24 protein-coding genes are annotated in these 21,116 nt (G+C 61.6%); 13 read left to right on the top strand and 11 right to left on the bottom strand.

The annotated features are described in order from the left end of the window. The first annotated feature begins 11 nt into the window (after positions 1-11). The 7 genes from HYPGJ_RS06795 (at position 12) to fae (ending at position 6,601) form a co-directional block, all read left to right on the top strand. Positions 12-980: a beta-ribofuranosylaminobenzene 5'-phosphate synthase family protein gene (locus tag HYPGJ_RS06795; protein WP_046846767.1), complete on the top strand. Its 969-nt coding sequence runs from the start codon at positions 12-14 to the stop codon at positions 978-980. Between the two features lie 28 nt (positions 981-1,008). Next, entirely contained in the window at positions 1,009-1,911 is a 903-nt protein-coding gene (locus tag HYPGJ_RS06800) for an NAD(P)-dependent methylenetetrahydromethanopterin dehydrogenase (RefSeq protein WP_046846768.1), read from the top strand. Positions 1,912-1,915: 4 nt separating this feature from the next. Further along, positions 1,916-3,040, top strand: coding sequence for an ATP-grasp domain-containing protein (locus HYPGJ_RS06805; RefSeq protein ID WP_046846435.1), 1,125 nt, complete (start codon positions 1,916-1,918; stop codon positions 3,038-3,040). Positions 3,041-3,068: 28 nt separating this feature from the next. Continuing rightward, the gene (mch, locus tag HYPGJ_RS06810) at positions 3,069-4,034 is read left to right on the top strand and encodes a methenyltetrahydromethanopterin cyclohydrolase (RefSeq protein ID WP_046846436.1); all 966 of its coding nucleotides are present in this window, start codon (positions 3,069-3,071) and stop codon (positions 4,032-4,034) included. Then, the gene (locus HYPGJ_RS06815) at positions 4,018-5,001 is read left to right on the top strand and encodes a RimK family alpha-L-glutamate ligase (protein WP_046846437.1); all 984 of its coding nucleotides are present in this window, start codon (positions 4,018-4,020) and stop codon (positions 4,999-5,001) included. The genes mch and HYPGJ_RS06815 overlap by 17 nt, the downstream gene beginning before the upstream one ends. Beyond that, positions 4,998-5,858 (top strand): triphosphoribosyl-dephospho-CoA synthase, encoded by an 861-nt coding sequence (locus tag HYPGJ_RS06820; RefSeq protein WP_046846438.1) that lies wholly within the window; start codon positions 4,998-5,000, stop codon positions 5,856-5,858. The genes HYPGJ_RS06815 and HYPGJ_RS06820 overlap by 4 nt, the downstream gene beginning before the upstream one ends. Positions 5,859-6,088: 230 nt before the next feature. After that, complete coding sequence (fae, locus tag HYPGJ_RS06825) at positions 6,089-6,601, top strand: formaldehyde-activating enzyme (protein WP_013215501.1); 513 nt, start codon at positions 6,089-6,091, stop codon at positions 6,599-6,601. A gap of 181 nt (positions 6,602-6,782) precedes the next feature. On the opposite strand, the gene HYPGJ_RS06830 is transcribed toward fae, so the two are convergent. Further along, a complete protein-coding gene (locus HYPGJ_RS06830) occupies positions 6,783-7,490 on the bottom strand; it encodes a HisA/HisF-related TIM barrel protein (RefSeq protein ID WP_046846439.1) in 708 nt (235 codons plus the stop codon). A 58-nt stretch (positions 7,491-7,548) separates the two neighbouring features. Between HYPGJ_RS06830 and HYPGJ_RS06835 the strand changes: the two genes are divergently transcribed. Then, entirely contained in the window at positions 7,549-8,562 is a 1,014-nt protein-coding gene (locus tag HYPGJ_RS06835) for a hydantoinase/oxoprolinase family protein (RefSeq protein ID WP_046846440.1), read from the top strand. Between the two features lie 57 nt (positions 8,563-8,619). Here the strand turns inward: HYPGJ_RS06835 and HYPGJ_RS06840 are convergent, their stop codons facing one another. The 10 genes from HYPGJ_RS06840 to HYPGJ_RS06885 form a co-directional block, all read right to left on the bottom strand. Beyond that, positions 8,620-8,901, bottom strand: a complete 282-nt coding sequence (locus HYPGJ_RS06840) for a PepSY domain-containing protein (protein ID WP_046846441.1) — start codon at positions 8,899-8,901, stop codon at positions 8,620-8,622. A gap of 126 nt (positions 8,902-9,027) precedes the next feature. After that, positions 9,028-10,209: an SAM-dependent methyltransferase gene (locus HYPGJ_RS06845; protein ID WP_046846442.1), complete on the bottom strand. Its 1,182-nt coding sequence runs from the start codon at positions 10,207-10,209 to the stop codon at positions 9,028-9,030. Then, positions 10,206-10,793 (bottom strand): DUF447 domain-containing protein, encoded by a 588-nt coding sequence (locus HYPGJ_RS06850; protein WP_046846443.1) that lies wholly within the window; start codon positions 10,791-10,793, stop codon positions 10,206-10,208. Before HYPGJ_RS06850 ends, HYPGJ_RS06845 begins: the two co-directional genes overlap by 4 nt. Further along, positions 10,793-11,407: a uridylate kinase gene (locus tag HYPGJ_RS06855; protein ID WP_046846444.1), complete on the bottom strand. Its 615-nt coding sequence runs from the start codon at positions 11,405-11,407 to the stop codon at positions 10,793-10,795. Before HYPGJ_RS06855 ends, HYPGJ_RS06850 begins: the two co-directional genes overlap by 1 nt. Continuing rightward, a complete protein-coding gene (locus HYPGJ_RS06860; protein ID WP_013215494.1) occupies positions 11,400-11,861 on the bottom strand; it encodes a dihydroneopterin aldolase in 462 nt (153 codons plus the stop codon). The genes HYPGJ_RS06855 and HYPGJ_RS06860 overlap by 8 nt, the downstream gene beginning before the upstream one ends. Continuing rightward, on the bottom strand, positions 11,858-12,595 hold the full coding sequence (locus HYPGJ_RS06865) for a (5-formylfuran-3-yl)methyl phosphate synthase (protein WP_046846445.1): 738 nt from the start codon (positions 12,593-12,595) through the stop codon (positions 11,858-11,860). The genes HYPGJ_RS06860 and HYPGJ_RS06865 overlap by 4 nt, the downstream gene beginning before the upstream one ends. A 40-nt stretch (positions 12,596-12,635) precedes the next feature. After that, positions 12,636-13,376 carry an ATP-binding cassette domain-containing protein gene (locus tag HYPGJ_RS06870; protein ID WP_046846446.1) on the bottom strand — a complete coding sequence of 247 codons (741 nt, stop codon included), beginning with the start codon at positions 13,374-13,376 and terminating at the stop codon, positions 12,636-12,638. Beyond that, positions 13,364-14,173, bottom strand: coding sequence for an ABC transporter permease (locus HYPGJ_RS06875; protein ID WP_046846447.1), 810 nt, complete (start codon positions 14,171-14,173; stop codon positions 13,364-13,366). The genes HYPGJ_RS06870 and HYPGJ_RS06875 overlap by 13 nt, the downstream gene beginning before the upstream one ends. Beyond that, a complete protein-coding gene (locus HYPGJ_RS06880; protein WP_046846448.1) occupies positions 14,136-15,116 on the bottom strand; it encodes an ABC transporter substrate-binding protein in 981 nt (326 codons plus the stop codon). Before HYPGJ_RS06880 ends, HYPGJ_RS06875 begins: the two co-directional genes overlap by 38 nt. Beyond that, the gene (locus HYPGJ_RS06885; protein ID WP_046846449.1) at positions 15,113-15,619 is read right to left on the bottom strand and encodes a DUF3280 domain-containing protein; all 507 of its coding nucleotides are present in this window, start codon (positions 15,617-15,619) and stop codon (positions 15,113-15,115) included. Before HYPGJ_RS06885 ends, HYPGJ_RS06880 begins: the two co-directional genes overlap by 4 nt. A 363-nt stretch (positions 15,620-15,982) precedes the next feature. Here HYPGJ_RS06885 and HYPGJ_RS06890 point away from each other — a divergent pair, with 363 nt between their 5' ends. From HYPGJ_RS06890 to HYPGJ_RS06910, 5 genes are all read left to right on the top strand, one after another. Beyond that, positions 15,983-17,239, top strand: a complete 1,257-nt coding sequence (locus HYPGJ_RS06890; RefSeq protein WP_046846450.1) for an ABC transporter substrate-binding protein — start codon at positions 15,983-15,985, stop codon at positions 17,237-17,239. Between the two features lie 68 nt (positions 17,240-17,307). Next, positions 17,308-18,291 carry a PQQ-dependent catabolism-associated beta-propeller protein gene (locus tag HYPGJ_RS06895; RefSeq protein WP_052750814.1) on the top strand — a complete coding sequence of 328 codons (984 nt, stop codon included), beginning with the start codon at positions 17,308-17,310 and terminating at the stop codon, positions 18,289-18,291. A gap of 30 nt (positions 18,292-18,321) precedes the next feature. Continuing rightward, complete coding sequence (locus tag HYPGJ_RS06900) at positions 18,322-19,119, top strand: ABC transporter ATP-binding protein (protein WP_046846451.1); 798 nt, start codon at positions 18,322-18,324, stop codon at positions 19,117-19,119. Then, positions 19,119-20,129 (top strand): ABC transporter permease, encoded by a 1,011-nt coding sequence (locus HYPGJ_RS06905; protein ID WP_046846452.1) that lies wholly within the window; start codon positions 19,119-19,121, stop codon positions 20,127-20,129. The genes HYPGJ_RS06900 and HYPGJ_RS06905 overlap by 1 nt, the downstream gene beginning before the upstream one ends. Positions 20,130-20,140: 11 nt before the next feature. Next, a complete protein-coding gene (locus HYPGJ_RS06910) occupies positions 20,141-20,821 on the top strand; it encodes a hypothetical protein (RefSeq protein WP_046846770.1) in 681 nt (226 codons plus the stop codon). Positions 20,822-21,116 lie beyond the last annotated feature (295 nt).

The raw sequence follows: 21,116 nt of genomic DNA on the forward strand, positions 1-21,116 counted from the left end.
AATTCCGCTTCGTGAGTCTCTCATCCGCGTCTTCGGCAACGATCCGCGTCAGGGCTCCGGCTCGGCTGCACCTTGGTTTCCTCGACTTGAACGGCGCCATCGGCCGGCGCTTCGGCAGCATCGGACTGGCCGTTGATCACCCGGAGACGGAACTGACGCTGAAACGTTCCGCACGGCACGAGGCCCACGGGTTCGAAAGCGCACGCGCACTGGCGCTCGTTAAAAAATTCGCAGGCGACACGAAAGGCGCGGGATATTCCGTCGACGTGCAAAAAGCCATTCCCGCCCATGCAGGCTTGGGCTCCGGCACGCAGCTCGCACTCTCGATCGGCGCAGCGATCGCGCGGATGGAAGGCCGGACGCTCACTCCCGACGATCTCGCGCAACTCGGCGAGCGCGGCGCCCGATCCGGCATCGGCCTCGCAGCGTTTGCGTCTGGCGGCTTCATCGTCGACGGCGGCAAGGGCGCCGACGACCGTCCCCCTCCCCTGACGGTGCGCTGCGACTTCCCTGACGCCTGGCGCGTCATGTTGATCTTTGAAAGGGACAGCGCCGGCGTTTCAGGCGAAGCCGAGACGACAGCTTTCGCCGACCTGCCCGAATTTCCGCAAAGCTCGGCAGCGCACATCTGCCACCTGGTACTGATGAAACTTATTCCGGGATTGAAGGAAACTGACCTCGCCGCGTTCGGCTCTGCGCTGACGGAAATACAAGAGATCGTCGGCGGTTATTTCGCGAGCAAGCAGGGCGGCAGCGTCTGGACGAGCCCCGCCGTTGGACGGCTTGCCCATCGCATGCGCGACCTCGGCGCACGGGGCATCGGACAGAGTTCTTGGGGGCCCACGGGGTTCGCATTTGTCGACAGCCCCGATGCAGCACAACGCCTCTATGATTCTTTAGTCGAAGAGGCTAAAGGCGACGGTCTCAGCATTCTCGTTGCGCAAGGCCGAAACACCGGCGCCAGCATCGAAGCCAGCTAAAGCCAAAGAAACGGAGCTTGAAAGACCCATGAGCGAGGCAACCCCTATCCTGCACATGCTCGCGCCGCAGAAGCACATGAGCCCCTTCGACGTGAACATGGCCGCGGATGCCGGCTACAAGGTCATCGTCCCCTACATTAACGTTGAGCTGAACGAAGTCGCTGGCCTCATCCAGGACGCCATCTTCTCGCGTCCCCCGAACTACGGCGTGCGCACCGGCTTCTTCATGGGCGGCAAGGACGCGATCCTGGCGCTCGACATGATCGAAGCTGCGAAGAAGGCGATGGTGCCGCCGTTCGAATGCTCGGTCTTCGCCGATCCGGCCGGCTCGTTCACGACTGCTGCCGCGATGGTCGCCTGCGTTGAAAAGGTTCTGAAGGAAAAGTTCAACACCGGCTGGAAGGGCGTGAAAGTCGCTGTGTTCGGCGCAACCGGCGTCGTTGGATTCGCATCCTCGATCATCTCCGCCCTCGAAGGCGCGGATGTCCGTCTCGTCGCGCACCGTGGCGTTGATCGCGTCATCAAGAGCGCCAAGGTTTCGAAAGAACGCTTCGGCGTCGATCTCGAAGCCGTCGCCGGTGAAACGCCGGAGCAGAAAGCCGACATCATCGCCAACGCCGATGTCATCTTCGCTGCTGCTGCTGCCGGCGTGCAGGTCGTCTCCGGCGAACACAAGAAGCTCGCGAAGCATCTGAAGGTCATCGCCGACGTCAACGCCGTGCCGCCTGCGGGCGTCGAAGGCATGGAGCTGTTCATGAACGGCGACAAGCTTCCGGGCTGCGATGCACTCGGCGTCGGCCCGCTCGCGATTGGCGACATCAAGTACAAGTGCGAGTCCGGCCTCTTCAAAGAGATGCTCACTTCCGACAAGCCGCTGGCGCTCGACTTCCGCCACGCCTACGCGAAAGCCAAAGAACTCGTCGGCATCTAAGAATGTGACCGACGAACCGGTCCTCATCGCGGCGTTTTCCGGGCGGGCTCTCGCACAGTCCGCCCGACGCGCTGGCTACCGGCCTCTGCTCGCCGACGCATTCGGCGATCTCGACACACGCAACGCCGCCGCCGCCGTGCATCTCATCGACGGCGCGATGGCGACAGGCTTTCGAACCAAGCCGCTGATCCAAGCCCTCGACGCACTGGCCGCGTCCTCCGAAACCAAGCCGGTCGGCCTCATTCTCGGCTCGGGCTTTGAAGATAAGCCGCGCCTCATCACGGCACTCGCCAGCCGCTATCCTTTGCTCGGCAACGACGCCGCCACCTACAAAGCCTGCAAAGACCCAGCCGTCTTTTTCGCAAAACTCGACGCGTTGGGCATCGCGCACCCCGAGACGCATTCAAATCCGCCGACATATCCCGAAGGCTGGCTGACGAAACGCATTGGCGGTAGCGGCGGACGTCACATCCGCATTTGCGACGCGACGACCTCCGAACGCCGCCGTCGTTATTTCCAGAAGCAGATTTCCGGCGATCGCCTGTCGGTCGGCGGCGTCTTTGGAACGGAACGCGCGCGTCTCGCTCTATCGCGCCAGTGGATCGCGCCGTCGCCGGAACAAGCATTCCGCTTCGGCGGCGCAGTCTCGATGCCGGATGTCGCTCCCGAGCTTCGCGACAAACTCGAAAGCGCTGCGCGCGACGTCGCGTCGGCGTTCCGCATCGTCGGCATGGCATCGTTCGACTTCATCGTTTCGGATGGGACGCCGCACCTGCTCGAAGTCAATCCCCGGCCCGGTGCATCCCTCGATGTGCTCGACGACGATAAAGGCTCGCTGTTTCGCGCGCACGTCGCGGCATGTCTAGGCGTCGCTGAAACCGGTGCCACGCCGGTCGCCCCGACATCTGCCCGGGCGATGGCGATCCTTCACGCCGATCGCGGCGCGTTAACGCTTCGAGCAACACAGTGGCCGGTGTGGAGCGCCGATCGCGGCCCGCCCGGAACGTACATCCCTAAAGGCGCGCCGCTTGCCAGCGTTTTCGCCGAAGCGGCAACGGCGGATGCGGCAGAAGCGCTCGCCAGGGCGCGCTTGGCTGAACTCGAAGACCTGATATACGAACACTCCTAATTCTTACGCCGACCGGAGCATCCCGATAATGCAACATGCTAAACAACCGAGCGTGTCCGCGCGCGCCGCCAAGCTCGTAGACGCGATGGTCGCCGACGCCGACGCGCTCCGCATTTCCGTTTCAACCGGAAGCCACGGCGAACGCATCATCGATCTCGGCGCCAACGTCGTCGGAGGTTTGGAAGCCGGCCGCCGCCTCGGCGAAGTCTGCATGGGCGGACTCGGCACCGTCGCCTTCACGCAATCCTCCGGTCTGACGAATTGGCCGCTTGGCGTCGTCGTCAGTTCCAATCATCCGGTCATCGCCTGCCTCGGAAGCCAGTACGCAGGCTGGACGATCACGGATGAAGCGTCGGGCTTCTTCGCACTCGGCTCCGGTCCGGCACGCGCTCTTTCGCGCGTCGAGGAACTCTACAAAGAACTCGGATACGTCGACAGCAATCCGCAGACGGCGCTCGTCATCGAAGGCGATAAGGCTCCGCCTCCTGCCGTCATTGAAAATATCTCGAAGCACTGCGGCATCGACCCGAAGGGCCTGTCGATCCTCTACGCAACGACATGGAGCCTCGCAGGCACCGTGCAGATCGCCGCGCGCGTGCTCGAAGTTGCGATCCACAAGGCACATGCTCTGCACTTCCCGCTCGAGAACATTCTCGACGGCACCGGCACCACGCCGATCGCTCCGCCCTTCCCCGATTTCGTCAAGGCGATGGGCCGCACGAACGACGCCATCATCTACGGTGGCCGCATTCATCTCTTCGTCAAAGGCCCGGACAGCGACGCCAAGCGCCTCACCGACAATCTTCCGTCGAACACCTGCAGCGCCTACGGCAAGCCGTTCGCCGAGATCTTCGCAGACGTCAACGGTGACTTCTACAAGATCGATCCGATGCTGTTCTCGCCGGCCCAGGTCATCGTCTCGAACGTCGAAACCGGTAACTCTTTCCACGCGGGCAAGCTGGCGCCGGAGATCGTCGATGCGAGCTTCCGCTGAGATAAAGACTGATCCTTCGGGAGGTCCCGGCGATGGTCTTCACCTCGCCCTTCTGATTGAGGAAGGGCGGGGCGAATGGCACGCGCGCCGCATCGTGCGCTCGCTCGAAACCATGGGCGCGCGCGTCACCGTTTCCTCGCTTCCCCATTGCGCGTTCGACACCGGACTCGAAAGCGGCATCGATATTCCGGGCTTCAAAGGCCGCTTGCCAGACGGCGTTTTCGTTCGCTCGATTTCCGCCGGAACGCTGGAGCAGATCACCTTCCGCTTGGGACTTTTGCACGCGCTCCGCGAAAGCGGCGTCCGCGTCTGGAATGACGCCCGTGCCATCGAACGTTGCGTCGACAAATCCCAGACGACATTTCTGCTGCACAAGCACGGCGTCGCGACGCCCAGAACGCGCGTCTGCGAAACGCTTCCTCATGCGCTCGAATATACCGAAGGCCTCGATCGCCCGCTGGTCATGAAGCCGTTGTTCGGCAGCCAGGGCAAAGGCATCGGCATGATCTCCTCGCAGAGCGAATTGCCGGCGCCCGAAGCCGTCGATCAGATGTACTACATGCAGGACTACATCGCGCCGAAGGACGGCATCTTCGAAGACTGGCGCGTGCTCGCCAGCCGTCATCGCATCATCGCGGCAATGACCCGGCGCGGCACGAACTGGGTGACGAACATCCATCAGGGCGGCAAGGCGCGCGCGCATCTTCCCGACGAGGAAATGGCCGCAATCTCGATGGCGGCCATGCGCGCCGTCGATGCCGATTACGCCGGCATCGATCTGATCCGCACTACCGACGGCGAACTGCAGGTTCTCGAAGTCAATTCCAATCCCGCCTGGCGCGGATTGCAGAGCGTCGCCGACGTCAACATCGCGTGGGCCATCGCCGAAGACTTCCTGAAAACCGTCATTGCCCATCGCGCGGCGCTCGGCCTTGGCGCGCCGGTTTCGCTCGCCGCCGCATCATGACGACGGCTTTAAATCCAGAGCAAATTTCCTCCGCGTTCCTCGCAGCCTGCCGCGCCGAACTCGACGCCCTGAAGCCAGGCAACGTCCATCGACACTCGGCCGGGCACGGCATGGACGTCGCGCATTTCGAACGCGCCGCCGAAGCTGCCGCCGGACCAATCGCCGATCCATCCCTGAGCGTCGGAAAACGCATATTGCGCGCGACCGAAGCGAGCGTCGCCGCGACCGGCCTCAACACCAACCTCGGCATCGTGCTTCTCTGCGCGCCGCTCGCCAAAGCAGCAAGCGCAACGACATTCGCCATCGGCCTGCGCCGCCGCCTCGATATGATACTGGCCGCGCTCGACGAGCAGGACGCGACCGACGCGTTCGCGGCGATCCGCATCGCCAATCCTGCCGGGCTCGGACAAGTCGACGAGGGCGACGTTCGCGATAAGCCCGATCGATTGACATTAATCAAGGCGATGTATCTCGCAGCCGAACGCGATCGCATCGCCAATGCGTACGTCACCGCCTACTCCGACATTTTCGATTTTGCGTTACCTGTTTTTCAGGACGCCCGGCGACTTGCGACCGATTCCGATCTTGCGGTCACGACGTTGCATATGTCGTTGCTTGCGGAATTTCCGGACACTCATATATCTCGCAAATATGGAGCAGCCGCTGCGGAGGAAATCCGCGAAGAAGCGCGCGCATTGAAAGCGTATTGGTCTCCTGTTGCGTCTGCGAAATCGATGGCGCCTTTAATAGAATTCGACGCAAAAATGAAAACAAAGGGCCGCAATCCGGGCACGACCGCGGATTTTGTGGTGGCCACGCTCTTCGTCGCAGGGCTAATCGGCCAGAAACCTGCGTGAACGTCGCAAACTCCTACTAAAGGACTTGTCTCGGTATATAACCTGAGGCTAATACAGGCCCGTGTCCGTAAGCTTTACGGGCCTATCCATTGCGGCTGGCGCTGGTACTCATGACACCTGGGCACCGACGTTCATGGATATTCATCGCCCGAGCAGTTCAGCAAAGTCCCGGCATCTGACGGGGGAGAGTTGGAGCTCGTATCGTTTCATTCGTGGGAGGAACCCCCCTTATGGCCAAAATCAACAAAGTGATGGTCGGCGAGTCGCTCGTCGGCGACGGCAACGAAGTTGCTCACATCGATCTCATCATCGGGCCGCGCGGCTCGGCAGCCGAAACGGCATTCTGCAACGCGCTGACCAACAACAAGGACGGCTTCACGACGCTTCTCGCCGTTATCGCGCCGAACCTCCCCTGCAAGCCGAACACGATCCTTTACAACAAGGTCACCATCAAGGACGCGCGTCAGGCCGTTCAGATGTTCGGACCGGCACAGTACGGCGTCGCCAAGGCCGTTCAGGACTCGGTCGCCGAGGGCGTGATCCCGGCCGCTGAAGCCGACGATCTCTACATCGCCGTTGGCGTCTTCATCCACTGGGAAGCAGCCGACGACGCGAAGATCCAGGACTACAACTATCGCGCCGTGAAAGAGTCGATCGCACGCGCCGTCGCTGGCAAGCCGACCGCTGCTGAAGCGACCGCTCAGCGCAACTCGGTTCAGCATCCGTTCGGTGCGAAGACTTGAAGCGGAAACCGTCCTCAGCAGGTCGAAAACAATAATAACTCTGCCCCTCCCATGAAGGGGGGTCTGCTGCAGCGATTGGGTAGACTGCTCTCAGGCCGTTACAGCGGTTAAGATAAGAACCGAAGCCGCATCATACCGCGGTTAAAGGTTCGCTGGAGCGGCTGCCGCTTAATTCGAAGTTCTACCGGCCGGCGATCTCTTTGAGATCGCCGGCCGAAATTTTTTGCGCATGCAGGATCGACGCGACGAGCGCTCCGGCGGCGCCGGCCTTGCCGATGCGCGCCAGATCTTCGAGATGACGAATGCCGCCCGCCGCATAGACGCGCCGTCCGCCCGCACGCGCCGCGATCGTTTCGAGAAGCGCGATATTCGGTCCGCCCTCGCTCGCAATCCGATCGAGCGTCATGACGATCACGCGCGTCGGCCAGAGCGCGGCATCGGCCAACAGCGCCTCTGGTCCCATGAACTCGTCGCCGCGAAAATCGAGCGACAGCACGGTGCGCCCCGGCGCCTCCGCCGAAATCTCGTGCCACGCGCGGACGCTCTCGAGGCTTTCTGAGCCGACGACCAATGTCGCGACCGGCGCCGCGAGAACAGCACGCGCCGCGCTTCGCGATCCCGTTCCCGCATCGATCCAAAGCTCGGTATTCGGCAAGGCCTGGCTGAGTTCCGGAACGAGATGCGTGTTCCGCCCGCGCCCTTCGATGCCATCGAGATCGGCGACATAGGCCCTGCGGAACGGATAGAGCGACCTCAAGCCGCGCGCGACGTCGCCGGGCTCGGACGTCGCCGCCAAAGGTGTTTCGATCGGAAGATATGCCGCGCGTTTTCCCTGGATCGCACGTACGACCTTGCCTCGCGACACGTCGATAACCGGAATGATGTCCACTGCTTGCCTCCTCGCCGATTGAGTGTATCACGGGGTCGAATGGCGAGGTGAAGACGATATGACGATTGTCGCCGGTTATGATGTCGGTGGCGCACACTTGAAAGTGGCGCGTATCGAAAACGGCCGTCTCGCCGCAGTCCGGCAGATCGCATGCCCGCTATGGCAGGGCCTCGATCAACTCGATGCCGCGCTCGCAAGCGCAGCTCCGATTGTCAGCGATGCGACGATCCACGCCGTCACGATGACGGCCGAGCTGACCGAAATTTTCGCGAGCCGCGAAGACGGCGTCGTCACTCTGCTGGAGCAACTGCGCCAACGCATTTCCGGTGAACTCCGGATCTTCACCGGGCTCAAAGGCTTCAGCGACGTGCAGGCGGCGCGCGGCGATCCGCTCTCCGTCGCATCCGCAAACTTTCTCGCGACCGCGCGGCTCATCGCCGAGCGGCAGCCGCACGCATTGCTTATCGATTTCGGTTCGACGACGACGGACATCGTCGCTTGCGAGCGCCCGCAGGGCTTGAGCGATGCCGAGCGTCTGCAAACCGGCGAGCTTGTTTACACCGGCTTGACGCGAACGCCGGTTCCCTCCGTCGCGACGCGTGCGCCGCTCGCGGGACAGTGGCAAGGCCTGGCGCGCGACACCTTCGCGACGATGGCTGACGTGCGGCGCATCCTCGGCGAACTCGCAGACGACGTCGACCTGCACGCGACCACCGATGAGCGCGGCAAATCAGTGCCGGAAAGTCTTGCGCGGTTCTCGCGGGGCTTCGGTCGCGATGCCGACATGCGCCATCTGGCGACGTGGCGCGCGTCCGCCGCATATATCGCCGAGCGCCAGCTGCGGTCGATCCACGACGGCGTGCTGCAGGTTCTCTCGCGTCCAGGCCTCATGACGAACGCGGTCATCTCTGCGGGTATCGGCGCGCCGGTTGTCGCGCAAATCGCGTCACGGCTGAATTTGCCAGTCACCGATTTCGGTACGTTGATCGATGCGCCTGAGGATCGTCGCATCTGGGCGACGCGGTGCGCGCCCGCCGTTTCCGTCGCATTGCTGCAAAGCAAGACCGGCTGAAAAGAACGGCCGCAGCAATGAATGCCGCGGCCGCTGATGAAGTCGCGCGAGATTCGCTTAGTCGCGATCGCGCTTCAAATGCACGATGTCGAACGTGCCGGCTTCCAGCTTCAGATCATAATGATGACCGTTTTCACGGCGCGCATCTTCGATCTTCCAGTAGCCGTGATCCCATTTGACGTAGCGCCAGGAAATGAATCCCATGCGATGCAGGCGTTCGGAAACGACACCCGGATCGTCCCGCACCACGTCGTGGCCCGCGAGAACGGGGGCCGACATCGCGAACGCCATGGCAGCGACTGCGAATGCCCGGCGCGCAAAGCGAGAGACTTCAATCATCAAACTCTACCTTCTTCTGGAAATTCTGGTCGGGAGGGCATACTGACAACCGTTGCAGCGCAGCATGGTTCCCGAGTCATGATCCCAAGCGCGGCGTGAGACAATATCCCATCGGTACACTTGCGATCATTCGACACCCTTAAGTTGCGCCACCAAGTGCTGCGTAACGAACCCCGTGGCGCGCTTCAGCTCCTGATACTGGCGCTTGGCGCGATCGCGATTGACGCTCGCCGATTTGGTCGCGGCAATGAGAATATTTTTTGCGGTGTGCTCGGTCGAGACAAACTCGATCACCTTGACCTTGTATCCTGACGCTTCGAGCAAAAGCGCGCGCGCAGCGTCGGTGACGAGATCGGCCTGACGCTGCTTCAGCAGCGGATATTTGATGATGCCCGCAAGTCCTGCATGCGCATCGTTGATCTGCGGCGCGAGTTCGTGCTGACAGCACGGCGCCACGAGGATCATTTTCGCCTCCGCGCCGATACCGAGCGCCAAGGCGTCGTCGGTCGCCGTATCGCAGGCATGAAGCGCAATGACGACATCGGCGGCGGCCCGCTTCTGCTGCGCCTCGACCGCATCGAACGAAAGACACGAAAACTTCAACGCGCGCGCAAGCTCGTTGCACAGCTTGACGAGATCGCCGCGCACCTCAATGCCGGTCATCCGGCAATCTTGTCCAAGCGCCGTCGTCAGGTGATCGTAAAGCGCGAACGTCAGGTAGCCTTTCCCCGATCCGATATCGAGGATCGATAACGGCGTCTGCGCGCCATCCTGTTTGCCTTCCTTCAAAAGCCCATCGAAGATTTCGATGAACCGGCAGATCTGACGATACTTGCCCTGCATCGTCGGCTTGACGCGCCCTTCCGCGTCCGAAACCTGCAGAGCCTCGAGGTACGGCCGATCCGGCGGAACGAGATACGACTTGCTCCGATCATGCGCGGCGGGTTTGGTCGGCTTCAACGTCGGCTTGCCGGACGTCAGATGCGGTTCGCGCTTTTTGCTGTACGTCAGCGTCATATCGCGTTCCGCCGAGAACAACGTCGCGCTGAGGTATGTTTCCCCGATGAGCGCCTTGACGGCATTGATGCCGTCGTTGATCGAGAACGTCTTGGTGTCGTCCTTGCGCGCGAAACTCGTGACGACCTTCAGATGCGGCACGTCCTTCAAGGCAACGAGCGTCGCGACGGCTTTGCTCGCCTCGCCCTCGCCGCGAAATTTTCCGAGCGTTAGCTTGATGAACGTCTTGCCTTCGAGCGCTGCGGCAAGCGCCGCAATGAACTCGGCTTTCTGGGGATCTTTGCGCGTCATCGGGGTTCGGGTGACTTATCGAAACGCGCCTGCCGCCAGGCATTGATTTTTTCCATCAGCCATTCCCAGGCCTCTTCCTCGCGCGGACCGGCGGTCTTCGCGATCGCGATTTCGAGATACTTGAGCTCGTTCTCGACTTTCTCGGGCGGCAGCATGTTGAGCCGCGTCGTCAGTACCGCCAGTTCCAATACAGCGGCCTGCGCGCGATTGAATCCTTCCCAGACCTTATGCGTCTCTTGATGCACGACGGCGCACGCAAAGCGCGGCCGTTGCTCGTCTTCGATAAAGCGCTCGACCTTCAATTCCCAATGCGACACGCAGTCGGCAAGACGATGCCCCTTGATCGTCGTCGCTGCTGTGAGCGGCCAGAGCTTCCGCCCTGTCACACCACCGGCGAAAACGCGCACGTCATCGGTATGACTCGCAACCGCGAAGGGATGGGCTCTCAAATTCTCGAGCGTCCGCGACGGCTTGAACGGCGCGATGATCCAATGCGCCCCGTCCTCGATCAGCCCAAGCGGCGCGATGTACGCTTCGCCCGATGCATCGGTTGTCGTGATGATCGTCTCGACGATGCGCGGCATCAGCGCTCTCCTTCGCCTGCGAGAAGCGCGCAGAACCGCGCGTCGTCCGAAGGCCCGAAAATGGACCACGAAAGACTGCCGCGCGCAACGATCGACGGCATCACTGGATCGACCACGCCGCGCGCGGCCAAGTCGTCGAGGCTGGCAACCTCTTCAACATCGACGGATTTGAGAAGCACGAGAGGCGCGCCCAGAAGCTCCGCAAGCCGGGCGGCGAGCGTATCCGATGTCGCCGACCATCCAGCCGGAACGGCGGCATCGCCAGCAATCATGCGCAGCGGCGCCCAGACGGGCACTTTGCCATCGCGCACCGCATCGGAAATCTCAGACAGCGATTGCACAACGGTGAAACGATCATTCTGCACGACGATCAGCTCGGCCATCTGATGCATCGCCAGCATCGCCAATCGATGCGCCAGCGCTTCGCCGAATTTCATCGTCGGCTGCAACGCACGAATGCTGTCGGCAAACGGACCGCCGCCCGGGACAACGACAACAGGAACACGCGCCGCTGCGATCAAGGAGAGCGCGGCGGGCATGCGGCCCGTTTCAGCGAGACTTCCACCCACTTTCACGACAAGCGGCGAGACAGTGTCCGCCGAGTTCTCAGCCACGGCCAAACTCGCGCGCCGCGTCCCGTGTCGCGGGGCGGATGATCTCGACGCCACGCAGCGGACCGCGCTCCAGCTTTTCGAGCATCACGCGCACCGCGATGATGCGTTTGTCGGAAAGAACGTGCTCGGCGATGCGCTCGGCGAACGTTTCGACAAGATTGATGTGCCCCGCACGCGCCAACGCCACGATGAAGTCGATGATGTCGGCATAAGACGGCACGTCGGCCATGTTGTCATCGACCGTGAATACGTCGCGCGCCAATCGCGCGTCGACGGTGAAGCGCACGCGCTGCGTGACGCCCTGCTCCTCGGCGTAGACGCCCACATTGCAATCGACGATGAAATCGCGCACGAAAATACTGTCGCCGATCTGCCGCGTTTTGGCGGCCGCACGCTTGAGCTTTGCCGCCTTGTCATCGCGCGCGGGCTTGGCCGCTTTTTTCTTTTCCGTCATGCTACGGACTTCTCCCGTGCCGTTTCGATCGTTTGTACACGGTTGATTTCAAGCCGGACAGCGGTGACGCGCGCCGGATCGAGCTTGCTCGAACGGCCCGTTTCGCACAGTGCGCCACGGAAGCCCAGCACATCCGAACCGAGGCTTGCGAGCGGCGCGATGTCCTCCAGCCTGAGCGACCCGGCAAGGCCCGACATCAATCCCGATTTCCGCGCCAGCAGAACGAACTTTGAAAGCTCATTGGCGGGCAACACCGTCGGCAAACGCCCGGCCGCCTTGTTCGCGGTGTCGAGCATTACTCCTGCAAAATTGTTCGCAGCGAGATGCGGAATGAGATCGAAGTCCGGAGCCTGATCGGCCATCAATACCGCGACAAGCCGAGCGCGCCCGAGCTTCGCTTTCCCAAGAGCCGAGATCGCCGGTCGCGCATCCTCATCGCCGAAAAATCCGACTTTCACGATCTCGACGCCGGTCGCGGCCATGCGCTCAGCGGCGTCCACGAGAACGCTCGGCTGAGCCGGAAGATCGCCAACAGTCGCACTAACCGGCAGCCCGCCCGCGACGCCAGCCACGATCTCGCGAACCACGGCTTCGGGAAGCGCGCCCAACGCGCCCGCCGATGGGTCCTTGCAATCGATCACGTCGGCGCCACCGGCAAGCACCAGGCTCGCCTCAGCGGCGCTCGTCACGCTCGCCAGAAAGGCGGGACGCCGCCCTTTCAAAATATCAATCATTCGATCGTCCGAGAGTATGAAATCGCAGATCCGAGGGAGATCAGATGGCGAAGATGCGGCTCTGCTCCTGGAGCACCGCAGCCCGGTCATGGCGCTGAGCATCCGTCAGGGTCACGGCCACATCCTGGGCGACACTCGCCTGTCCCGGCGCGAGGCGCAAGATGCGCGTCCCGAGTTGTATTGCCTCGGAGCGGTCATGGGTGACGAAAATGACGGTCGTCGGGTGCCGCCGCCAGAGATCCATTAACAGTTCCCTGAGGCTCGCTGCCGTCGGATCGTCGAGCGACACGAACGGCTCATCCATCAGCAGGATCTTGGGCTCGAGAATGAACCCCCGCGCCAGCGCCGCGCGCCGCTGCATGCCGAGCGACAGCATCTCGGGATAGGCGTTCTGCGCCTCGCGCAGCCCGACGCGGTCCAGCATCGCGGGGATCTCAGCGTGCCGAGGATCGCCGTCCGGAAGCGCCAGCGCGATGTTCTCGTAAAGCGTCCGCCAAGGCAGCAGCCGCGGCGTCTGAAAGATGAATGTCACACCGTCTTTCGCAGGCCCGAGATCGATCGCGCCTTCGTAGTCCCTGTCGAGACCTGCAATGATGTTGAGCAGCGTCGACTTCCCGCAGCCCGACGGTCCCGTGATGACCAGAAACGAACGCGGCGCAACCTCGAACGCGATATCCTGCAGAACGAGTTGCGCTTCGCGATCACCGACCGCCGGAAAAATCTTGCGCTTGACCGCGACGCGGATTGCGCCGCTTGCATCTTGTCCGTTCATCGCCGCCATGCGCTCACCCGTGCCTGCAGCGGCTGCAAAATCGTAAACTCGATGATCTGCACAATCAGAATGAACGCCAGCGCATAGGCCAGGATCGTGCCGACGTCGAATTCCTGAAACGCGATCGCCAGCCGATAGCCAACGCCATTCGAACGTCCGAAGGCTTCGACGACCAGCACGATCTTCCAAACGAGCGACAAGCCCGACCGCGCGGCGGCGGCAAAGAACGGCGCCAGCTGCGGCAGCGTCACGTGCCGGAGCGTCTTCCAGCTTCCGAACTTGTACATCGTCGCCATCTCGGCGAGGTCTTTCGAAAGGCTGCGCGCGCCTTCCCGCATGTTGACGGCGACGTTCGGGATCTTGTTCAGCGCGACCGCGACGATGGCCGCGACGTCCGTCAGCCCGAACCAGATGTAGCAGAGCGTAATCGTTACGAGCGCCGGCAGGTTCAGAAACAGCGTCAGCCACGCATCGAAAAACTTGTCCGCGGTTTTGTATTTGCCGAGCGCGAGCCCGATCGCCGTTCCGATGAACATCGAGAAGATGAAGGCGATCGCGACACGCGCAAGCGTCGCCGACGTATGCTTCCAAAGCTCGCCGCTCTCAGCTTCCCGAAGCATGATGTCGAAAACGGCGACCGGCGTCGGCAGATATCTGTTCTGAAGGACGACCGCGAGCACATGCCAGAAAAGACCGAGAACCAGCAGCGATCCCGCCATCCAGGCAAAGCGCTCGATTGTCGAATTGAAGCCGAGGGCGCGCGCCGGCCTAGGTATGGAAGAGGTGCTGGTCGAAACGGGTGCCATCGCCTACGAGTTCCGCATCTCCAAGTTCGATGAGAAGGTTGGTCAGCTTTTCCGCTGCCGCCGTCTCTTCCGGTCCCCATGCTCCGGTAATTCCGGACCTGTAGTAGTCGCGAATCGCAACGAGCTCGGCGTCCGAGGCTGGTTTGATCAACGGCCGCAGTCGCTCCCATGCGGCGTCCGACTTTGCCAGTACCTCATTCGCATCGGCAACCGCGTTCAAAAGAACGTCAACGGGCACGCTCTTTTGCGCCACCGCCTTTTCAGACCAAATGAACCCGACAAGTGCGGGCGTCGGACTGATGCCCAAGCCTTTGACGACATCCGCCATCGAAAGAACTTCTCGCGCGCCATCGGCACGCAGACGCGCCGCATACGTCCAGAAGTTCAGGACAGCATCCAACCGTCCGCCCTTGAACTCGGCGGTGACGAGCGGCGCTGCGCCGAAAACCGGTTCCGCGACGTTTGCGATATCCTTGCCGATCACTTTGCGCGAATAGGCGCGAAGTAAAATCCAGCTCTTGTCGATGCCCGTCCCCGCGACGCCGATCTTCTTCCCGACGAGATCGCCGAAGGACTTGATCGGACTGTCCTTGGGCACCATCAGGCTGCCGAGCGCGGCGGAATAAGGAGCGAATTTCAGATCGTCACCCTTGGCGCGCTGCCGCAACGCCCAGGTCCAATCGCTGACGATCACGTCGGCGCTGCCGGAAAGGAGTGCAATCGGCGCCGCCGCATTGTTCGCGACTTCGACGACCTCGAGATCGAGCCCGTGTTTCTTGTCGATGCCTTCTGCGCGCAAGGTATCGATGAGCCAGCTCACCGAGCCGAACTTGACCGATGTCAGCCGCACGGGCACCGATGCTCGAGCCAGACGCGGAAACATCGAAGTCGCGGACAGCGCAAGTCCAGCACCAAGAGCTTGCCGGCGAGTGAGATCGATCATTTCTGTTCGGCCTCGGCGTTGAAACGGTTCTTCCAAAGATATCGCACACCGCGCAGCCACATATCGTCGGTGTTGCCACTGATTGCCGCCGACATGGTTTTCGTCGGCTGCCCCGTCGCCACGTCGCGCACGATGATCTGTAAATTGAGCGAGGCGCTCGAAAGCTTGTCGACGTAGCCCGTCACCGCGATATCGGCGCCCGCGTCCTTGGCAATCGGCACTTCGCAGCCGTCACACTTATAGAACGGCGACGCGGCTTCGATTTCCGTTGCCTTCGATGACAGATCGACGACGTCGAAACGCTCATCCTTCTGCATCAACGATTTCAGCTCGTCGGCCACGAGTTGTAGACGCCGCAAATCTTCGGGATCATTCTGCGGGAACATTTCGCCGTCCTGCTGCGCATCGTGGAAATCAAACGGGAACACCGCAGCCTTGGTGGCAGCCATCGCCGGGGTCGCCAGAAACACGACGGCGAGAGCAAACAAAATCCGTTGAATCATGGGCGTTTCGGTCCATTTCGATTGCGAGCCGGCGACGAAAGCTAGCCCAATGAGTGAACAATTGCGCTCGGCCGAAGCGCGCCATCTCTTACGTGCTCGTTACCTCAGTGATATTGCAAGAGGTTCCTTCGGACTTTGGCAAAAACGCCCGGTCACAAACGCGCGAGCCAAACGGCTCTGCCTTGACAAGCCGGTGAGACACCCCCTTTTAAAGTAATACAGTAACACCTGAAACCACCCGGTCCGGTCGGCCGTGCGGTTCGCGATTGCTTGTCCAAAAGCTATACTGGAGTTGGATCATTGCCCTTGCGCCCAGTCTGCTCTGCTCAACGGTCGCGTCCGTGGACAGCCGCTATCTCCAGCATGTTCGTCGGATGCGCGGCGCTCACCTCCACCGCCTTTGCTCAGGACGCCGCGCCGCAACCGGCCCCATCGGCCGCCGAGCCAGCCGCGCAATCGCAACCCGCCAACACCAATGCTTCCGAGAAGAAAAAGGTCACGATCTCCATCCTATACGCCAAGCAGGATCGTACGGACGAGGAACTGCCGCTTTCGATGCTCGATCTCCCGGCCGCCGACGACGGCGTCGCGGGAGCCAAGCTTGCGATCGCCGACAACAATACCACAGGCCGCTTCCTCAACCAGGCCTACAAGCTCGACGTGCTGAACGGCAGCGTCGACGATCTGATCAAAGGCGCGACGGAAAAAATCGACGCCGGCGACAACTTCATCATCGCCGACATGGAACCCGACGCTCTGTTGAAGTTTGCCGATGCGTTGAAGGGCAAGAATGCCCTGATCTTCAACGTCGGCAATCCTGACGACCGCCTTCGCGAAGAGGATTGCCGCGCCAACGTCCTTCACATCGCACCGACGCGATCGATGCTGACCGACGCGCTCGCGCAATATCTCGTCTGGAAGCAATGGCGCAATTGGCTGCTCGTTTACGGGCCAACGCCGGAAGACAAGCTCCTGGCTGACGCCTACCGGCGCTCAGCCAAGAAGTTCGGCGGCAAGATCGTCCAGGAACTCGAGTTCAAGCAGGACACTGGCAGCCGCCGCGCCGACGGCGGCTATGAGCAGGTTCAGCAACAGATCCCGACATTCCTGCAGAACGCCAAGGATCACGACGTCATCATTATCGCCGACGAAAAGCATCTCTTCGCAGATTATTTTCCCTTCCGGACCTGGGTGCCGCGGCCCATCGCTGGCTCTGCCGGATTGACGGCGGCGAGTTGGCATCCGGCGCTCGAGTTCTGGGGCGGCACGCAATTCCAGCATCGCTTCCGCAAGCTGAACAGCCGCCTGATGCGCAACATCGACTACGACGCATGGGTCGCGACACGTGCGATCGGCGAAGCCGCAACTCGCAAGCACGCCGGTGATTTCGACACGCTGCGCGCCTTCATCAAGTCGCCGGACTTCGAGGTTGCCGCGTTCAAGGGCGTTGCCACCAGCTTCCGAACCTGGAACGGTCAACTGCGCGAGCCGCTCATTATCGGTACGCCGAAACTACCCGTCAGCGTCTCGCCGCAAGCCGGCTTCCTGCATCAGACGAGCGTCCTGGACACGCTCGGATACGATAAGCCGGAAACCAAGTGCAAAGCCTACACGCAATGATGCCGATGTCCGCAGAACCCGGTAAGCAACGGCAGCCCAATCCCTCATGTGATCTTCGGAGACTAGCGATGTCGCGATCTTCAGCGATTTTTACGGCGTTCCTGTCGGCGGCCGCCATAGCCTCAGGCACGAGCACTGCAGACGCCTACACCGCCTACGTCACGAATGAAAAAGACAATAGCGTCAGCGTCATCGACACCGACAAGCTCGAAGTCATCAAGACGGTTAAGGTCGGCCAGCGCCCGCGCGGCATCGTGATGTCGAATGACGGCAAATGGATCATCATCTGCACGAGCGACGACAATGACGTGAAAGTCTACGACGCCAAGACGCTCGAATACGTCAAGTCGCTGCCATCAGGCCCCGATCCGGAACTTCTGACCCTGCATCCCGACGGCAATCGCCTCTACATTGCCAACGAGGACGACAATCTCGTCACCGTCGTCGATATTCACACCTCGCAGGTCATCACCGAGATCCCCGTCGGCGTCGAGCCGGAAGGCATGGGCATGAGCCCCGACGGCAAAGTGCTGGTCAACACGTCGGAAACGACGAACATGGCCCACTTCATCGACACGACGAAGCACGAGACGTTCGACAACGTTCTCGTCGATAGCCGCCCGCGCGTCGCGATGTTCAATCATTCCCAAACGCAGCTCTGGGTGTCCTCAGAGGTCGGCGGCACCGTCACGGTCATCAACCCGGCCGACCGCAAGATCATCGGCAAAGTCACGTTCGAAATTCCCGGCATCACGAAGGAAGCCATCCAGCCGGTCGGCGTGCGCATCACCAAGGACGACAAAATAGCGTTCGTCGCGCTCGGCCCGGCTAACCGCGTGGCCGTCGTCGACACTGCCACTCTCAAAGTTTTGAAATACATTCTGGTAGGCCAACGCGTCTGGCAGATGTATTTCACGCCCGACGGGAAACAGCTGCTCACCACAAACGGCGCTTCGAACGATGTGACGGTGATCGACGTTGCCAACCAGAAGGCGATCAAGTCGATCAAGGTCGGCCGCTACCCCTGGGGCGTCGTCGTATCACCCGATTGATCGCGACTTACATACGGATTGCGAGAACAGATGACGACGACAACGGCAGAAACGAAACCGGCTTCGACTGACACCAGCCGGACGCCGGCGCTCGTCGTCAACGGCGTCAGCCATAGCTTCGGCGACAAGAAGGTCCTCGACAACGTCTCGCTGACCGTGGAGCCCGGCGCGTTCGTCATGCTTCTGGGACTGAACGGCGCCGGAAAATCGACGCTGTTCTCGCTCATCACGCGCCTCTACGACAACGTCACCGGCGAGATCGAAATCTGCGGCTTCGACGTGCGCCGCAAGCCTTCGCAGGCCTTGCAGCGCTTGGGCGTCGTCTTTCAAAGCCGCACGCTCGACATCGATCTGACGCTGACGCAGAACCTGAAATATCACGCCGCGCTGCACGGCTTTTCCAATCGCGAGGCCACGGACCGCGCGCGCCTCGCCCTCGAACTCGTCGGCCTCGCCGATCGCGGCAATGAGAAGGTCCGCGCACTCTCGGGCGGCCAGCTCCGCCGCGTCGAGATCGCCCGCTCGATGATGCATCGGCCGGACTTGCTCCTGCTCGACGAGCCGACCGTCGGCCTCGATCTTGGCTCGCGCGAGGGCGTGATCAAAATCGTCCGCGATCTCGTGGCCAGGGAACACCTTGGCGTACTATGGGCGACGCACCTCATGGACGAAGTCCTGCGCACGGATCAGGTCATCGTTCTGCACAAAGGCGTCGTTCTTTTCAGCGGCGGTGTTCCGCAGCTTCTCTCGCAAACCGGCACCAGCAGCGTGCGCGAGGCGTTTCGCGCCATCACCGGGACTAAGGCTCCGATCGAGGAGGCCGCTTGATGGCAACGCCCGCCTTTTCGACAGCGGCATCCGAAAGCCTCGCAGAGACGAACTTCGCCGCGCGCCGCCGCCTCGGCATCAGCGGCTATGTCGCCTGCTTCAAGGGCATCGTCTGGCGCGAAATCCTGCGTTACCTGCACCAGCGCGAACGCTTCCTCTCGGCGCTCGTGCGCCCGCTGATCTGGCTCTTCATTTTCGCAGCCGGGTTTCGCCAGACACTCGGCGTATCGATCATCCCGCCCTATGAAACTTACGTTCTCTATGAGGAATTCATCGCGCCGGGCTTGATCGCGATGATCCTGCTTTTCAACGCGATGCAGTCGTCGCTGTCGATGGTCTACGACCGCGAAACGGGCACGATGCGAACCCTGCTCGTCAGTCCGTTCCCGCGTTCGTTCTTGCTGCTGTCGAAGCTCCTCGGCGGCGTATCGGTCGCCTTGCTGCAAGCGTTTGCCTTCCTGTTCGTCGCCTATTGGTGGGGCATCCAGCCGCCGCCGATTACGGAAGTGAAGCTCTTCACCTTCTTCGATCCGCCAAGCTGGGCTGGCAACGTGATCCCGGCGATGGGCGACCCGATCGTCTACACGCTGTTTTCGGTTCCGGACTTCCTTCAGCCCGCCCTCGGCTACATCGCCGTCATCCCTGCGATCGTGCTCGGAGGACTGATGCTCGGCGCCCTGGCGCTGTTCATTTCATCAGTCATCAAGCAGCTCGAAAACTTCGCGGGCGTGATGAACTTCGTCATCTTCCCGATGTTCTTCGCATCGTCCGCTCTTTACCCTCTTTGGCGCATTCGCGAGGCAAGCCCGCTTCTTTACGAAATCTGCCGCCTCAATCCTTTCACCTACGCGGTTGAACTGGTCCGCTTCGCGCTGTACGGACAGATCGACACGATTTCGCTTGCCGTCGTCGTCGCCTGCACGGTGATTTTCCTCGGCGCGGCGGTGTTTGCCTACAATCCCTCGAAGGGCTTGATTGCTCGCCGGGGCGGACCGGGCGGTCCAGCATGATGAGGTGCGATATGATCACGAACTTCATTTCGAGATTGGCCGGATGGTCGTTGTCGGGCCTGGCCGCGATGGCGACCGTCGCCCTGATCTCCGCTCCGTCGTTTGCAGAGGATGCCAAACCCGAAGTCAAAAAAGACGAGTGGCCGTGCATCTATCGCAAGGTGCCGCAACTTACCGCCGCGATGATCTGGGACGGCCCCGAAATCACCGATACGACGAGCTGGCACAAGGACGACGCGATCCGAAAGCTCTCGCAGTTCCTTATTTCGCGCCGGGTGAAAATCGATGAAGTCGACACCGCGATCAAGAAATACGCGGCGGGACTTTCCGAAGATCAGCGCGATGCCAAGCTGACCGAACTGTTCTCCGCCGTGCTGACGCGCACGAACGAAGACCGGAAGACCGTCATGAACGGCATCGAAAAATTCCATAAGCGTCAGGTTGAGCGCTCAAAAGCGATCGAGAAGGAAGCGTTAGAAATTCAGCCGGAAGAGCAGGCCGCTGCGGAAGATCCGGGAGCTGACGTCGGTGTTGCCGGTCGCGAGTCGGACGCGGCGGAAAAGTACAAGTGGGAAATCCGCACCTTCCAGGAAAAGCAGGCCAACATTCCGATCGCTTGCGAAATCCCGCAGTTGATCGATGAGCGTGCAGGCGAGATCGCCCGCGCCATTCGCGCCGAGATGAAGAGCTAGCGCTTCCTCGGCACATCCCGCAGCTCCTGCTTCGCACGACACGCCTGATCGCGCGTTCCCCGTCAATGCCGTGGATGGCCGCACAGGCGGCCATCCACGCGACGTGGCTATCCGCAAACAGCCGACGCGCTCGCGTTCGATCCACGCTCCCATCGCGAAAAAAATCTTCACGCCTCGTTAGCCTTAACGCGCCCTTAACCAAGGTTGACATACCTTGAATGCATTCGATCCGCGCCTCTCCCGGCCCCCAGATCGAAACTGCAAGCGATGTGTCGTCTTCCCTGTTTCGCGTTTT

The sequence above is a fragment of the Hyphomicrobium sp. GJ21 genome, assembly GCF_001006785.1.
Lineage (GTDB): Bacteria > Pseudomonadota > Alphaproteobacteria > Rhizobiales > Hyphomicrobiaceae > Hyphomicrobium_B.

Bases quoted from the DNA above. Each gene is read 5' to 3' on its own strand.
- HYPGJ_RS06800 (WP_046846768.1), top strand. From the start codon at position 1,009: ATGAGCGAGGCAACCCCTATCCTGCACATGCTCGCGCCGCAGAAGCAC.
- mch (WP_046846436.1), top strand. From the start codon at position 3,069: ATGCAACATGCTAAACAACCGAGCGTGTCCGCGCGCGCCGCCAAGCTC.
- HYPGJ_RS06815 (WP_046846437.1), top strand. From the start codon at position 4,018: ATGCGAGCTTCCGCTGAGATAAAGACTGATCCTTCGGGAGGTCCCGGC.
- HYPGJ_RS06820 (WP_046846438.1), top strand. From the start codon at position 4,998: ATGACGACGGCTTTAAATCCAGAGCAAATTTCCTCCGCGTTCCTCGCA.
- fae (WP_013215501.1), top strand. From the start codon at position 6,089: ATGGCCAAAATCAACAAAGTGATGGTCGGCGAGTCGCTCGTCGGCGAC.
- HYPGJ_RS06835 (WP_046846440.1), top strand. From the start codon at position 7,549: ATGACGATTGTCGCCGGTTATGATGTCGGTGGCGCACACTTGAAAGTG.
- HYPGJ_RS06840 (WP_046846441.1), bottom strand. From the start codon at position 8,901: ATGATTGAAGTCTCTCGCTTTGCGCGCCGGGCATTCGCAGTCGCTGCC.
- HYPGJ_RS06845 (WP_046846442.1), bottom strand. From the start codon at position 10,209: ATGACGCGCAAAGATCCCCAGAAAGCCGAGTTCATTGCGGCGCTTGCC.
- HYPGJ_RS06850 (WP_046846443.1), bottom strand. From the start codon at position 10,793: ATGCCGCGCATCGTCGAGACGATCATCACGACAACCGATGCATCGGGC.
- HYPGJ_RS06860 (WP_013215494.1), bottom strand. From the start codon at position 11,861: ATGACGGAAAAGAAAAAAGCGGCCAAGCCCGCGCGCGATGACAAGGCG.
- HYPGJ_RS06865 (WP_046846445.1), bottom strand. From the start codon at position 12,595: ATGATTGATATTTTGAAAGGGCGGCGTCCCGCCTTTCTGGCGAGCGTG.
- HYPGJ_RS06870 (WP_046846446.1), bottom strand. From the start codon at position 13,376: ATGGCGGCGATGAACGGACAAGATGCAAGCGGCGCAATCCGCGTCGCG.
- HYPGJ_RS06875 (WP_046846447.1), bottom strand. From the start codon at position 14,173: ATGGCACCCGTTTCGACCAGCACCTCTTCCATACCTAGGCCGGCGCGC.
- HYPGJ_RS06880 (WP_046846448.1), bottom strand. From the start codon at position 15,116: ATGATCGATCTCACTCGCCGGCAAGCTCTTGGTGCTGGACTTGCGCTG.
- HYPGJ_RS06885 (WP_046846449.1), bottom strand. From the start codon at position 15,619: ATGATTCAACGGATTTTGTTTGCTCTCGCCGTCGTGTTTCTGGCGACC.
- HYPGJ_RS06890 (WP_046846450.1), top strand. From the start codon at position 15,983: ATGTTCGTCGGATGCGCGGCGCTCACCTCCACCGCCTTTGCTCAGGAC.
- HYPGJ_RS06895 (WP_052750814.1), top strand. From the start codon at position 17,308: ATGTCGCGATCTTCAGCGATTTTTACGGCGTTCCTGTCGGCGGCCGCC.
- HYPGJ_RS06900 (WP_046846451.1), top strand. From the start codon at position 18,322: ATGACGACGACAACGGCAGAAACGAAACCGGCTTCGACTGACACCAGC.
- HYPGJ_RS06905 (WP_046846452.1), top strand. From the start codon at position 19,119: ATGGCAACGCCCGCCTTTTCGACAGCGGCATCCGAAAGCCTCGCAGAG.
- HYPGJ_RS06910 (WP_046846770.1), top strand. From the start codon at position 20,141: ATGATCACGAACTTCATTTCGAGATTGGCCGGATGGTCGTTGTCGGGC.